The organism is uncultured Limnohabitans sp. (assembly GCF_937889215.1).
Lineage (GTDB): Bacteria > Pseudomonadota > Gammaproteobacteria > Burkholderiales > Burkholderiaceae_C > Limnohabitans_A.
This window is the reverse complement of sequence record NZ_CALBEX010000156.1, coordinates 1-11,830: the sequence shown is the minus strand read 5'-3', so window position 1 is coordinate 11,830 and position 11,830 is coordinate 1. Positions and strand designations below refer to the sequence as shown.

At 58.8% G+C, this 11,830-nt stretch carries 20 protein-coding genes; all 20 read right to left on the bottom strand.

The window, feature by feature from the left end; all coding sequences use genetic code 11:
• On the bottom strand, positions 1-475 hold a 475-nt coding region (locus Q0341_RS04035), incomplete at its 3' end, for a twin-arginine translocase subunit TatC (RefSeq protein ID WP_299510764.1).
• 41 nt (positions 476-516) lie between these two features.
• Positions 517-984 carry a Sec-independent protein translocase protein TatB gene (tatB, locus tag Q0341_RS04030; protein WP_299510762.1) on the bottom strand — a complete coding sequence of 156 codons (468 nt, stop codon included), beginning with the start codon at positions 982-984 and terminating at the stop codon, positions 517-519.
• A gap of 25 nt (positions 985-1,009) precedes the next feature.
• Positions 1,010-1,249: a Sec-independent protein translocase subunit TatA gene (gene tatA, locus Q0341_RS04025; RefSeq protein ID WP_299510760.1), complete on the bottom strand. Its 240-nt coding sequence runs from the start codon at positions 1,247-1,249 to the stop codon at positions 1,010-1,012.
• A gap of 96 nt (positions 1,250-1,345) precedes the next feature.
• The gene (locus Q0341_RS04020; protein ID WP_299510758.1) at positions 1,346-1,702 is read right to left on the bottom strand and encodes a histidine triad nucleotide-binding protein; all 357 of its coding nucleotides are present in this window, start codon (positions 1,700-1,702) and stop codon (positions 1,346-1,348) included.
• 25 nt (positions 1,703-1,727) lie between these two features.
• Positions 1,728-2,105, bottom strand: coding sequence for a hypothetical protein (locus tag Q0341_RS04015; protein WP_299510756.1), 378 nt, complete (start codon positions 2,103-2,105; stop codon positions 1,728-1,730).
• A 3-nt stretch (positions 2,106-2,108) separates the two neighbouring features.
• Entirely contained in the window at positions 2,109-2,501 is a 393-nt protein-coding gene (locus Q0341_RS04010; RefSeq protein ID WP_299510755.1) for a phosphoribosyl-ATP diphosphatase, read from the bottom strand.
• 5 nt (positions 2,502-2,506) lie between these two features.
• Complete coding sequence (gene hisI, locus Q0341_RS04005) at positions 2,507-2,896, bottom strand: phosphoribosyl-AMP cyclohydrolase (RefSeq protein WP_299510753.1); 390 nt, start codon at positions 2,894-2,896, stop codon at positions 2,507-2,509.
• A 73-nt stretch (positions 2,897-2,969) separates the two neighbouring features.
• Positions 2,970-3,434 (bottom strand): GNAT family N-acetyltransferase, encoded by a 465-nt coding sequence (locus tag Q0341_RS04000; protein ID WP_299510752.1) that lies wholly within the window; start codon positions 3,432-3,434, stop codon positions 2,970-2,972.
• A 10-nt stretch (positions 3,435-3,444) separates the two neighbouring features.
• Positions 3,445-3,693 (bottom strand): DUF1272 domain-containing protein, encoded by a 249-nt coding sequence (locus tag Q0341_RS03995; protein ID WP_299510751.1) that lies wholly within the window; start codon positions 3,691-3,693, stop codon positions 3,445-3,447.
• A gap of 30 nt (positions 3,694-3,723) precedes the next feature.
• Positions 3,724-4,125: a FosX/FosE/FosI family fosfomycin resistance hydrolase gene (gene fosX / locus Q0341_RS03990; RefSeq protein ID WP_299510750.1), complete on the bottom strand. Its 402-nt coding sequence runs from the start codon at positions 4,123-4,125 to the stop codon at positions 3,724-3,726.
• 66 nt (positions 4,126-4,191) lie between these two features.
• On the bottom strand, positions 4,192-4,482 hold the full coding sequence (locus Q0341_RS03985) for an antibiotic biosynthesis monooxygenase (RefSeq protein WP_299510748.1): 291 nt from the start codon (positions 4,480-4,482) through the stop codon (positions 4,192-4,194).
• Entirely contained in the window at positions 4,479-4,898 is a 420-nt protein-coding gene (locus Q0341_RS03980; protein ID WP_299510747.1) for a nuclear transport factor 2 family protein, read from the bottom strand. Before Q0341_RS03980 ends, Q0341_RS03985 begins: the two co-directional genes overlap by 4 nt.
• Before the next feature lie 209 nt (positions 4,899-5,107).
• Positions 5,108-5,782 (bottom strand): hypothetical protein, encoded by a 675-nt coding sequence (locus Q0341_RS03975; RefSeq protein WP_299510746.1) that lies wholly within the window; start codon positions 5,780-5,782, stop codon positions 5,108-5,110.
• Positions 5,783-6,153: 371 nt separating this feature from the next.
• Positions 6,154-6,954, bottom strand: a complete 801-nt coding sequence (gene hisF / locus Q0341_RS03970) for an imidazole glycerol phosphate synthase subunit HisF (protein WP_299510744.1) — start codon at positions 6,952-6,954, stop codon at positions 6,154-6,156.
• Positions 6,955-6,986: 32 nt separating this feature from the next.
• Positions 6,987-7,844, bottom strand: coding sequence for a D-hexose-6-phosphate mutarotase (locus tag Q0341_RS03965; RefSeq protein WP_299510742.1), 858 nt, complete (start codon positions 7,842-7,844; stop codon positions 6,987-6,989).
• A 21-nt stretch (positions 7,845-7,865) separates the two neighbouring features.
• Positions 7,866-8,606, bottom strand: a complete 741-nt coding sequence (gene hisA, locus Q0341_RS03960; protein WP_299510740.1) for a 1-(5-phosphoribosyl)-5-[(5-phosphoribosylamino)methylideneamino]imidazole-4-carboxamide isomerase — start codon at positions 8,604-8,606, stop codon at positions 7,866-7,868.
• 49 nt (positions 8,607-8,655) lie between these two features.
• The gene (hisH, locus tag Q0341_RS03955; protein ID WP_299510739.1) at positions 8,656-9,312 is read right to left on the bottom strand and encodes an imidazole glycerol phosphate synthase subunit HisH; all 657 of its coding nucleotides are present in this window, start codon (positions 9,310-9,312) and stop codon (positions 8,656-8,658) included.
• A 2-nt stretch (positions 9,313-9,314) separates the two neighbouring features.
• Positions 9,315-9,905, bottom strand: coding sequence for an imidazoleglycerol-phosphate dehydratase HisB (gene hisB, locus Q0341_RS03950; RefSeq protein WP_299510738.1), 591 nt, complete (start codon positions 9,903-9,905; stop codon positions 9,315-9,317).
• On the bottom strand, positions 9,902-10,984 hold the full coding sequence (hisC, locus tag Q0341_RS03945) for a histidinol-phosphate transaminase (RefSeq protein ID WP_299510736.1): 1,083 nt from the start codon (positions 10,982-10,984) through the stop codon (positions 9,902-9,904). The genes hisB and hisC overlap by 4 nt, the downstream gene beginning before the upstream one ends.
• Positions 10,981-11,830, bottom strand: an 850-nt coding sequence (gene hisD / locus Q0341_RS03940) for a histidinol dehydrogenase (protein ID WP_299510735.1), incomplete at its 5' end; no start/stop codon positions are given. The genes hisC and hisD, both read right to left, overlap by 4 nt.

Genomic DNA, 11,830 nt, shown 5'->3' with positions numbered 1-11,830 from the left:
CGGTGATGCTTTTGGGGGCAAAGCTCTGGATAAAGCTGAACACCTGGCCAAACACGAAGAAATAACAAAACGCCACCCCTACAAAAAACAGCAAAGTACTGGACACCACCAAAGGCATGACCAGTTTTTTCTCATGGCTGTAGAGGCCGGGAGCGATAAAGGCCCACACTTGGTACAAGACCACCGGCAAAGCGATGAGGAAAGCGCTCATCAGCAAAATCTTGAGCGGCACCATGAAAGGCGAAATGACCGAGGTGGCAATCAGCGTGGCACCTTTGGGCAAATGCACCACCAAGGGCGCGGCCAAAATATCATACAAATTGCCCGGTCCTGGGTAAATAGCCAGCGCCGCGGCCGCCACGGCCACTGCCGCCACAGCCCACATCAGGCGGTCGCGCAGCTCGATCAGATGGGCCACAAAAGGTTGCTCAGAACCTTTGAGCTCTTCATTGGACGGGGATGGGGTATCAGACATGGGAAGTCAGTTGGACGGTGCGCACCCAAAGTGCGCAGCCGTCACACAGAATTGAGGGGCTTGGGTCGGTAGCGGGCCACACGGGCTGCACCGGACAAGGCTTTGGTGCGAACCCCTGATCGCGATTTGTACCACTGCGGGACAGCACCCCGCTTAAGACGCCAATTCTTTTCGGGATGCTTGTAGACCGGCGCAGGCGGTTCAATGCTCGGCAAATCACCGGTCAAACCGGCTGTGGTTTCAGCCCAGTCCTTTTCAAAATCAGAGGCCGAGGTTTGAACCGTCTGCTCGACATCTCGAGCCGCCGTTTCCATCGTCTCTTTCATTTTTTTGAGCTCTTCCAAGTCCATGGACCGGTTGACCTCGGCCTTGACATCGGCCACATAGCGTTGCGCCTTGCCCAGCAAAGTGCCCAGCGTACGCGCCACGGTGGGCAATTTTTCTGGGCCAATGACGATCAGCGCCACCACCCCGATGAGCGCCATTTTGGAAAAGCTTAGATCAAGCACAGTGCAACGTTCTGTCGTTCAAAGCTCAAGACTTGGTCTTGGCTTCGACGTCGATGGTGGTCTTTTCTGCCTGGGTCGAAGAGGCAACATGGCCTGCAACAGGCGCGTCTTCTTCGGGTTTGTTGCCGCCCTCTTTCATGCCATCTTTGAAGCCTTTGACAGCGCCGCCCAAATCAGAGCCCATGTTTTTGAGCTTTTTGGTGCCAAACACCATGACCACAATCAAAAGCACGATCAGCCAGTGCCAAATTGAAAAAGTACCCATGAAAATCTCCTGTTAATGCTTGGATTCTAAGGGGATCGACACCCGGTATCGGATCGGCCCTGAGGAAGGAAGGATTTGGGGGCCAATAGCGCCGTTTCAACCCCGCAGCCACGGGCGCGGGCCGCCCATGATGTGCATGTGCAGGTGGTGCACCTCCTGACCACCCTCGGTCCCGCTGTTGATCACCGTGCGGAACCCCCCCTCCGGATATGGATTGCACCCCTCCTGCGCGGCCAGTTTGGGAGCCAAAGTCATCATGTGGCCCATCAGCGCGGCGTGCTCAGGGGCCAGCTGCACCATCGACGGGATGTGCAGCTTGGGGATGATCAAGAAATGGATGGGGGCCCAAGGGTTGATGTCGTGGAAAGCATAGACATGCTCGTCCTCGTACACCTTGCGCGAGGGGATTTTGCCCGCGATGATTTTGCAAAAAATACAGTGGTCGTCGGTCATGTTGCGCTCAGCTTAAAAAGATTGATCAATCCATCACGGGGCGCTGCCCGTTCAGGCGCACCATGCCCAGCACGATGCGGTACAAAAACCAAATGGAAATGGCCACCCAAGCCAGCCAGCCAGGGAAAAACATCAACAAAAACAATGGTGCCGTGAGCAAGTAGAGCAAAGCCGCCCAGATCACGGTGCGGATGCGGTAGCTGAAATGCGTGGCCTCCCAATCGACGGCATCGCCTTTTTTGACCAGATCCATGATCAAGGCCACCACCAGCAAGGCGGGTCCCATCTGCGCGCCCGGGATCACCGCGCTGACCGCCACGATCAGGTGCAGGATGTAACTGACCCAACTGATGGTGTGGGTGCTGTCGTCCAGCGGCTGCTCGTTGGGGTTCTGATGGTTCATGGCCTATTCTCCAAGACGTTCGCGCTCTTGCACCTTGCGCAGGGCTTTTTCCTCGAGACCGCTCAAGCCTTCGCGGCGGGCCAGCTCGTTGACCACATCGGCGGGGGTCAAGCCGTAGTGGGCCAGCGCGATCATGCTGTGGAACCACAAATCGGCCACTTCATAAACCAACTTGGACGCATCGCCGCCGTGGTCCACGTCTTTGGCGGCCATCACGGTTTCGGTCGCTTCTTCGCCGATTTTCTTCAAAAAGGCGTCCGGCCCTTTGTGCAACAAGCGGGCGACATAGCTTTTTTCGGGGTCACCACCGTTGACCGCCTTGCGGCTTTCGATGATGGCGGCCAGACGCGCGAGCGTGTCTTCAGTGGACGGGGCCATGGTGTCGGTAGAACTCATCGTATTCACTTGTAAATGGTTTCAGGGTCCTTCAGGACCGGGTCCACAGCCAGCCAGCCGTCCGGCTGCAAACTCTGGAAAAAGCAACTGTGGCGGCCCGTGTGGCAAGCGATGCCCGGCTCATGCCCCAGCTGGGTAATTTTGAGCAACACCACATCGTTGTCGCAATCGATGCGAATGTCGTGCACTGTTTGCACATGGCCCGACTCCTCGCCCTTGAACCACAGCTTGTTGCGCGAACGGCTGAAATACACCGCGCGTTTGAGCTCCGCCGTCTTTTGCAAAGCCTCGCGGTTCATCCAGGCGAACATCATCACGTCGCCAGTGTCTTTTTCTTGGGCGATGACCGGCACCAAGCCTTTGTCGTCCCATTTGATTTGATCGAGCCAGTTCATAGGGGAGTGATCTTAAGACATTGGGACATGAAACCTGTGTTCACACCCAATGGCCCAACCATTGATCGAGTCGTCAGTGAAGCGGGCCAGCGGCTGACTTGTGCATGAACACGCTGTTGGGGTCTTCCGTGTAGGGGCCGAACGGGCCTCGACGGCTGTAGCCAAGCCGCTCATACAACGCGATGGCTTCGGGTTGAAGGTAACCCGTTTCGAGCATGAAAAGATGGCAGCCACGGGCCTGCGCCTGCGCTTCCAGCCATAGCATCAGCGAGCGGGCGATGCCTTTGCCCCGGTGGCTGGGCAGCGTGAACATCCTTTTGAGCTCCCCATAAGCGGGCTCGACGACGATGGCCCCACAAGCCACCGCTTGGCCAGACGGATCGCGAGCGACCGCAAAAATGACGTTCGGCTGCGACAGGGCAGCCATGTCGATCCCGTGGTGACTCTCTGCTGGATAGAGCGGCTTCTGATAAGCGTCCAGCTGCTCGATGAGCGCCAAGACCTCGGGCTGGTTGGCGGGTTCTGTGGCGATCTGCATCAAATCTTGTTCATGCGGTCTCTTGGCAGCCGTGCTGCTTGACGACCCGTTCGGTGGAGGCAGGGAACTTGCTCAACTTGGCTGCAGGGCGACGAGGACGGATTAGCAGTTCACCCCCGCAGTTGGGGCACTTGCCCGCCAGCACATTCTCTGCGCATGCCGCGCAGAAGGTGCATTCAAAAGAGCAAATGCGTGCTTGTGTGGAATCGGGGGGAAGGTCTTTATCGCAGCATTCGCAGCTTGGGCGCAGTTGAAGCATGTTGTCATCCTCTGTTCAGTTTGTTGGCCATCACCGCGCATACCTTTCAAGTCGCTCTTGAAGGGTACCCGTGTGCAACTCGAACAGATTGTTATCGAAATCGTAGAAATACAAAGAGCGCCCTTCTCCCTGCACACGCGGACGTGGGGGCTTCACCTCCATACCTGCGGCGATCAATCGGCTTTCATAAATCTCGAGTTCATCCTCATCGACGGCAAACGCAACATGGCGGTACGAACGCCCAAGCGGCTCACCCTGCATAAACGCCAACCAAACACCACCGAGCAGGAAAAACTTTTCACGAGCCAAGGAAAACTGACGATCTTTGCTGTCATAGACCTCCACAGCACCCAAGGCCTGACAAAACAGCGCCGCGGTGCGCTCAAGGTCACGCACGATGAAAGTGAGATGGCTCACGCCTCGGATGGTCATGTGGTCTCTACCTTATTGGCCAACGCCCGCGGAAAGTAGCGCTGCAAAAAAAATCGAGTGTGCAACTCAATGAATTGCTGCGTAGTGCAGCACAGTGGGAAATGGGTCGTAGAAATGGTGAAGTAGCTTGCGCCACTCTTGGTATTCGGATGATTTGCGAAAGCCAATTTCATGGTGTTCAACCGACTCCCAGCGCACAAGCAACATGTAATGGTGATCTTGCTCAATACATTTATGAAGCTCGTGCCCCAAGTAACCCGGCATTGAGGCAATGATTTTTTGAGCAATCGCGAATGATGACTCGAACTCTTTGGTTTGTCCTTGGCGCACTTGCAATTGAGCAATTTCGAGAATCATTTTTTGGCTTTCATCCGGGATGCAACAGAATCAGGACGACCTGTACTGCATTCAGCAAACAGCTTTTTCTCACCCGTAGCAAAAGTAGCTCGCAGGATGCGGCCATCGACCACTTCGTAGACGCACAACATTTCGATGGAGCCGACGCCCTCTGGAAATGTGCGTTCAATCAGCTCAAGGTCAGCGACCATGTTTCCCACCACTTGTCGAGACAGCAGCCTGGCGTGAAGGTTGGGCTCAGCGAACCGCGCAAGAAATCGCGGACGCATCTGCTCATACCCCTGCGCCAGCAACTCTCCACCTGTAGCGTACTGCTCTGCTTTTGGCGAATAGGTGGCCAGCAGTGCCTCAATGTCTTTCGCGTTGTACGCGTCCAATTGAGCCTGTACAACCGCAAGCGGTGGACGATGCGACATAGAAAGATCCTCTTCGATGAATGGTGTGATTGCTTTTGGAAGCTAACGCCTTGGTTAACCGGCGCCGGAGCACGAAGTACGGAGGGTACCGACATACGCCATGAAAATGCCGAAGGCATGGCCTATGTTGGCGTCCGCGTTGAACCCCCAGTTAGGCTGGGGAGCGAAGGCAATGACGTTGATGCCACCGAACCGGAATATTTTGAGCGTCATTTGACGACTCGCAAATGCGATCGGCTACGCGCAGGTTTCGGCTGTTCCGGCTCTTCGAGGAAATGACTCTTGGCCCGGGTGACCAACTCCTGGAGTTTGTCGATGTACATCGTGCATAGTTCTTCCACGCTCTTCCCGGCCAACTCGGGCGCCTTAGCAGCAGGAAAATTGGTGAACTGCTGTTTGACTTCGCCTATTGAAGCTGGAAGGTCGACATAGTACTTTTCTGTCGTGCCATCAGCTAACTCAACCTCCCAGCCGGTTCCGCCTAGGGTGTCTCCGATGAAGAACCTTTGTGCTCCAACAGGTGGACGCCCAAATTTTCTAATGTCGCTAGACGAAAAAGACTTGATGTGCGTGCTTGTTGCTACGCTGAGCTTCCCTTGTTTTTCAAGCTCGTTACGAGCATCAACGAAGTACCGCATGAGCGGGTCAGCCTTCATTGCAGTTTGATGTGGCTCGTACCAACTATCAAAGTCAACGTCGCGCACGCCTCGAAGGTTTTGAATGACAAAAGTGACTGATCGACCGAAGGTGATCAAGTTTCGCAGACCGGTTCTCCAGCGAGTCCTTGACGGATCAAGTAGATCGGATAGACCATGCTTCGCGGTTTCCAGTGTTTCTTCAACTCGCTGGATGATCGCTTTTATTTCTGCTTGTTTGTCGCTCATCGGGGTGTTCGAAAAGAGCCTAACGTAATGTAGACCGCAAAACCCGATGGATACATCCGGGCCGTGTCGATACATCTTTCAGATAAATTGGCTGCAAGCCGCTTGCGCCTTGGCTTACAGATTCATGTTCTGTGATTCTGTGCAGGTATAAATTTGCCATGAGACGCGATGCTCCTTCCTTGCAGTCCCTCGCTTGTTTGACCAAGTACGCAAGCGGATAGTAAATATCCACTATAGACTCAAAAAAACAAAAAAAGAATTCTATTGAAGTCTTTTTTCATTCGCTGGCCAACATGAGCTCAAGTGCAGCTGAGGGCAGTACGCGCTGCCCGCTAGATGCCTGGCTTTGGCCTGATCGGTTGCTCAGCGCATCACAAACGCACTGCAATCCCACGCTCGCGCATCCGCGCTTTGGCCTGCTGAACGGTGTATTCACCGTAGTGGAAGATGCTGGCAGCCAGCACCGCATCTGCGCCGCCGATGCTCACGCCGTCGGCCAGGTGGTCGAGGTTACCCACACCGCCCGAAGCGATCACGGGCACGCTGACCGCGTCGCTCACGGCGCGGGTCAATTGCAGGTCAAAGCCGCTTTTGGTGCCGTCGCGGTCCATGCTGGTGAGCAGGATTTCGCCTGCGCCGTATTCGGCCATTTGGGTGGCCCAAGCCACGGCGTCCAGGCCCACGTTTTTACGGCCGCCGTGGCTGTACACGTCCCAGCCGGGGCCCATGGGCAGACCGTGGGTGCCGATGCGTTGCTCGTCTTCGGCGCTGCGGCGCTTGGCGTCGATGGCGACCACGATGCATTGCGCACCGTATTTGGCAGACGCGTCGCGGATGACTTGCGGGTTGGCAATGGCCGCCGAGTTGAAGCTGGTTTTGTCGGCGCCCGCGTTGAGCAAGCGGCGCACATCTTCCACGGTGCGCACACCGCCGCCCACCGTGAGCGGGATGAAGACCTGGCTGGCCACGGCTTCGATGATGTGCAGGATCACGTCGCGCCCGTCGCTGGTGGCGGTGATGTCCAAAAACGTGAGTTCGTCAGCGCCCTGCTCGTTGTAGCGGGCCGCGATTTCGACCGGGTCTCCGGCGTCGCGCAGTTCAACGAAGTTGACGCCCTTGACCACGCGACCGCCGGTCACGTCAAGGCAAGGGATGATGCGTTTGGCGAGCATGGAGACTTCTCTGGTTGAATAGGTTCAGGGTTTTAGGGTTTCAGCACTTGCAAGCGCTGCCAGCCCGCCCAGCGCCCACCCGCAGGCAAGGTGATGGGCTCGTAGACTTGGGCGGCTTCGACGCACAGCATGTGCCGCCAGCCATCTCCGGGCATGTCGGCCAGGCGCTTGCAAAGGTCTTGCGCGGGGTTCCAGACCACGGTGTTGGCCCAGCTGGGGCTTTGGCTGATATGCAGCGTCTGGTTCAGCGTAATCGGATTAGCTGAAGCTTCGTAAACGCGGTCAAACTCGGCTGTAAAGCGGATCGCGTCGGCCGCTTGTGCATGGGTGTCGGTGAGTGAATCCCACTCGGGCTGACCGCCCAGGCCCTCCAGCGTGGCCTGCGTCACATCGGGCACGGCCAAATAGCTGTGCAGTGCGCCAGAGAACGCCAGCGCTTGGGTGTCTGTGTTGTGCACGTCCAGCGTCAGTTGCACGGCACCCGGGCTCAGGTCGATGTGCAGTGCCAAGGCAAAGGCTTGGGGCCACCAGGCGCGGGTCTGAAAGTTGTCCTTCAGGCGCAACGTGAAGCGGATGTGCTCGGCACCCAATTCGGTCGCATCGGCCTGCCAAGCCACATTGCGGGCAAAGCCGTGTTTGGGCAAACGGTCGGCCATGGGGCCGCGTTGGTTGAACTGCGGAAAGCAAACGGGCACACCGCCGCGAATGGCGGCTTGGCCGTCCAAAATGCTTTGGGGACTGAGGTACAGGCGCTCTTGCCCGCCCGACACCCAAGACAGCACATGCGCACCGTGCAGCGCCACCAGTAGGCGGTCGCCTTGCGGCAGCGTCAATTCGCAAGCGGGCAGGCCCGCGAACGCGGTGTCGCGACAAGTGGCCTGAGCGCTCATGTGCAACAGAGAGGGAAAGGATCAGCCGTTGAGTTCGTCGGCGCGTTGCTGCGCCAGAGCGAAGTCCAGGTCGCCCGAGTACACGGCGCGACCGCAGATCACACCTTCGACGCCTTCGCCCTCCACCGCGCACAGCTGCTCGATGTCGGCCATGTTGGACAGGCCGCCCGAGGCGATGACGGGGATGGTGAGGGCTTGCGCCAGCTTGACGGTGGCGTCGATGTTGATGCCGCTCAACATGCCGTCGCGGCCGATGTCGGTGTAGATGATGGACTCGACGCCCCAGTCTTCGAACTTCTTGGCCAGATCCACCACTTCATGGCCCGTGAGCTTGCTCCAGCCGTCGGTGGCGACTTTGCCGTCTTTGGCGTCCAAGCCGACGATGATGTGGCCGCCAAAGGCGGTGCAGGCGTCTTTCAAGAAGCCGGGGTTCTTGACGGCTGCGGTGCCGATGATGACGTAGCGCAGGCCGCTGTCGATGTATTTTTCAATCGTGTCCAGATCGCGGATGCCGCCGCCCAGCTGCACCGGAATATCGTCGCCCACGGCCTTGAGGATGGACTTGATGGCGCTGAAGTTTTGCGGCTTGCCAGCAAAGGCGCCGTTCAGGTCCACCAGGTGCAGGCGGCGTGCGCCTTTTTCGAGCCAGGTGCGGGCCATGGCGGCGGGGTCTTCTCCAAAGGTCGTGGCTTGGTCCATATCGCCTTGCTTGAGGCGAACGCAGTGGCCGTCTTTGAGGTCAATGGCGGGGATCAGAATCATGGCGAATTAATAAGAAGCTGAGGGGCTGAAAAACGGCAGTGAAAACTTCTCAAGGCTGCCAGTGGAGGAAATTGCGGAACAAGGCCAAACCTTGGGCCGCGCTTTTTTCGGGGTGAAACTGGGTGGCAAATATGTTGTCACGGGCAATGGCGCAAGCAAAGCGGCCGCCATAGTCGGTCTGGGCCGCGCTGTGCGCCGGGTTCGCCACCCGGGCATAAAAGCTGTGCACGAAGTAATACCAGCTGCCGTCGGCAATGCCGTTCCACAGCGGGTGCGCTGGGGCGTCTTGCCAGACTTGGTTCCAGCCCATTTGCGGTACTTTGTAGCGGGTGCCGTCGGGCTGCATTTGTCCGGCCAAATCGAACTTGACCACGCGCCCGGGGATCAGACCCAAGCCCGGCGTGTCGCCCTCGTCGCTGTGGTCCAGCAGCATTTGCATGCCCACACACACACCAAACAAAGGCTTGCTGGCAGCAGCTTCGAGCACGGCGTCCATCAGGCCCGACTCGCGCAGCTCGCGCATGCAATCGGGCATGGCGCCCTGCCCCGGCAAGACCACGCGGTGCGCGTCGCGCACCACTTGCGGGTCAGAGGTGACGGTCACTTCGGCATGGTCCACGCTGGAGGCGGCGTGCATCACCGCCTGCGCCACGCTGCGCAGATTGCCCATGCCGTAGTCCACAACGGCGACGCGGTTGACGCTCATGTTCAGAGACTGCCTTTGGTGGAAGGGATCACGCCCGCTGAGCGAGGATCGAGTTCGAGTGCCGCGCGAATGGCGCGGGCGAAGGCCTTGAAGATGGTTTCACACTGGTGGTGCGCGTTCACGCCCTTGAGGTTGTCGATGTGCAACGTGCACAGCGCGTGGTTCACAAAGCCTTGGAAGAACTCGTAGACCAGTTGGGTGTCGAGTGTGCCCAGAGAGCCGGAGGTGAAATTCACGTCCATGTGCAAACCGGGGCGACCCGAAAAATCCACCACCACGCGGCTCAAAGCCTCGTCGAGCGGCACGTAAGCGTGGCCATAACGGCGGATGCCTTTTTTGTCGCCAATCGCTTGCGCAAAGGCTTGGCCCAAGGTGATGCCGATGTCTTCCACCGTGTGGTGGCCGTCGATGTGCAGGTCACCTTCGCACGCGATATCGAGGTCAACCAAACCGTGGCGGGCGATCTGGTCGAGCATGTGGTCCAGAAAACCGATGCCCGAAGCCAGCTTGGCCTGGCCCGTGCCGTCCAGGTTAATGGCGACACGGATGTTCGTCTCGGCGGTCTTGCGAGTGACGGCAGCAGTGCGGTTCATAAGGAAGCTTTCAAAGCGGCAAGGAGTTGGTCGTTTTCTGCGGCGGTACCCACCGTCAGGCGCAGGCAATTGGCCAGCAGTGGGTGCATTTTAGAAACGTTCTTGATCAGCACGCCTTGGGCCTTCAGGCCGTCAAAGGCTTTGGCGGCATCGGGCACGCGGGCCAGGATCATGTTGGCCTCGCTCGCGAAAGGCTGAACGCCGGGCAAGGCCGTCAGCGCTTGCAGCAAGCGGGCACGCTGCTCGCGCAAGTCTCTGGCTTGTTCTGCAAACACCTGGGCATGCTCCAACGCAAACAGTGCGCATTCGGTGTTGAGCACGCTGATGTTGTAAGGCGGGCGAACTTTGTCGATTTCAGCGATCAGCGCTTTGGGGCCGATCATGTAGCCCAGGCGAACCCCGGCCAAGCCAAACTTGGACAGCGTGCGCATCAAGAGCACATGGGTGTGGCGCGTGATGCGGTCGGCGTAGCTGCGGCTGGCAAAAGGCTGGTAGGCCTCGTCCATGACGACCAAGCCGCCTTGTGCGCCTTGGGCGAGGACGATCTTTTCGATCGTGTCGTCGTTCCAAAGGTTGCCCGTGGGGTTGTTGGGGTAGGCCAGATACACGATGGACGGCTTGTGCTCGGCAATCGCGGCCAGCATGGCGGCTTCGTCGAGTTCAAAGTCGGCGGTGAGCGGCACGCCGTGGAAAGCCAGGCCTTGCAGTTGGGCGCTCATGGCGTACATCACAAAGCCCGGCAAGGGCGAGAGGATGGAGGCGCCGGGCACATCACAGGCCATGGCCAGCAAAGAGATCAACTCGTCCGAGCCGTTGCCCAGCATGATGTCAAAGCCTTCGGGCATGCCGGCGTGCTGGGCCAAAGCATGGCGCAGCTCGTTCACGCGGCCGTCGGGGTAGCGGTTGAGCGCCAAGGCACCCAGTCGCTCGCCCAGCGCTTTTTGCAGCTCAGCCGGCAGTCTGTGCGGGTTTTCCATCGCGTCCAGCTTGACCATGCCCACCGAGTCCTGGATGGCGTAGGCGTGCATGGACTGCACGTCTTGGCGGATGCGTTGCATCAGTTGGGGGCTCACGGTCATGTCGGCTCTCGCATGGGGGGAACAGGGTTCAAGCGCAATTCGGCGGCGCGGGCGTGCGCTTGCAGGCCTTCGCCATAAGCCAGCTCGGCGGCGATGCGGCCCAGCGGCTGGGCACCGGCTTCACTCACCTCGATCAGGCTGCTGCGTTTTTGGAAGTCGTACACGCCCAAAGGCGACGAAAAGCGCGCCGTGCCGCTGGTGGGCAGCACATGATTGGGGCCTGCGCAGTAGTCGCCCAGCGATTCGCTGGTGAAAGCGCCCAAAAAGATGGCCCCTGCGTGGCGCAGCAGCGGCTCCCAGCGGTGCGGCTCGCTGCTCGACACCTCCAGGTGCTCGGGCGCGATGCGGTTGCTGATGGCGCAGGCTTCTTCCATGTTGCGCGTCAGGATCAAAGCGCCCCGGTCGTTCAAAGACTTGGCGATGATCTCGCGACGCGGCATAGAGGGCAGCAGGCGGTCAATGGCGGCCTGCACCTCGGCAATGTAGGCCGCATCGGGGCAGAGCAAAATGCTTTGCGCCAGCTCGTCGTGCTCGGCCTGGCTGAACAAATCCATCGCCACCCATTCGGCGGGCGTGCTGCCATCGGCCAAGACCAGAATTTCTGAAGGGCCCGCAATCATGTCGATGCCCACGGTGCCGAAGACGCGCTTTTTGGCGCTGGCCACATAGGCATTGCCCGGGCCGGTGATCTTGTCCACTTTGGGGATGGTGGCAGTGCCGTAGGCCAAAGCCCCCACCGCTTGTGCGCCACCCACGGTGAAGGCACGCGTGACACCCGCCACATAGGCGGCGGCCAACACGAGTTCATTGCGCTCACCCCGGCTGGAAGCGGCCGCCTCTCCAGAT

Bases quoted from the DNA above. Each gene is read 5' to 3' on its own strand.
- tatA (WP_299510760.1), bottom strand. From the start codon at position 1,249: ATGGGTACTTTTTCAATTTGGCACTGGCTGATCGTGCTTTTGATTGTG.
- Q0341_RS04020 (WP_299510758.1), bottom strand. From the start codon at position 1,702: ATGACCGACGACCACTGTATTTTTTGCAAAATCATCGCGGGCAAAATC.
- Q0341_RS04015 (WP_299510756.1), bottom strand. From the start codon at position 2,105: ATGAACCATCAGAACCCCAACGAGCAGCCGCTGGACGACAGCACCCAC.
- Q0341_RS04010 (WP_299510755.1), bottom strand. From the start codon at position 2,501: ATGAGTTCTACCGACACCATGGCCCCGTCCACTGAAGACACGCTCGCG.
- hisI (WP_299510753.1), bottom strand. From the start codon at position 2,896: ATGAACTGGCTCGATCAAATCAAATGGGACGACAAAGGCTTGGTGCCG.
- Q0341_RS04000 (WP_299510752.1), bottom strand. From the start codon at position 3,434: ATGCAGATCGCCACAGAACCCGCCAACCAGCCCGAGGTCTTGGCGCTC.
- Q0341_RS03995 (WP_299510751.1), bottom strand. From the start codon at position 3,693: ATGCTTCAACTGCGCCCAAGCTGCGAATGCTGCGATAAAGACCTTCCC.
- fosX (WP_299510750.1), bottom strand. From the start codon at position 4,125: ATGACCATCCGAGGCGTGAGCCATCTCACTTTCATCGTGCGTGACCTT.
- Q0341_RS03985 (WP_299510748.1), bottom strand. From the start codon at position 4,482: ATGATTCTCGAAATTGCTCAATTGCAAGTGCGCCAAGGACAAACCAAA.
- Q0341_RS03980 (WP_299510747.1), bottom strand. From the start codon at position 4,898: ATGTCGCATCGTCCACCGCTTGCGGTTGTACAGGCTCAATTGGACGCG.
- Q0341_RS03975 (WP_299510746.1), bottom strand. From the start codon at position 5,782: ATGAGCGACAAACAAGCAGAAATAAAAGCGATCATCCAGCGAGTTGAA.
- hisF (WP_299510744.1), bottom strand. From the start codon at position 6,954: ATGCTCGCCAAACGCATCATCCCTTGCCTTGACGTGACCGGCGGTCGC.
- Q0341_RS03965 (WP_299510742.1), bottom strand. From the start codon at position 7,844: ATGAGCGCTCAGGCCACTTGTCGCGACACCGCGTTCGCGGGCCTGCCC.
- hisA (WP_299510740.1), bottom strand. From the start codon at position 8,606: ATGATTCTGATCCCCGCCATTGACCTCAAAGACGGCCACTGCGTTCGC.
- hisH (WP_299510739.1), bottom strand. From the start codon at position 9,312: ATGAGCGTCAACCGCGTCGCCGTTGTGGACTACGGCATGGGCAATCTG.
- hisB (WP_299510738.1), bottom strand. From the start codon at position 9,905: ATGAACCGCACTGCTGCCGTCACTCGCAAGACCGCCGAGACGAACATC.
- hisC (WP_299510736.1), bottom strand. From the start codon at position 10,984: ATGACCGTGAGCCCCCAACTGATGCAACGCATCCGCCAAGACGTGCAG.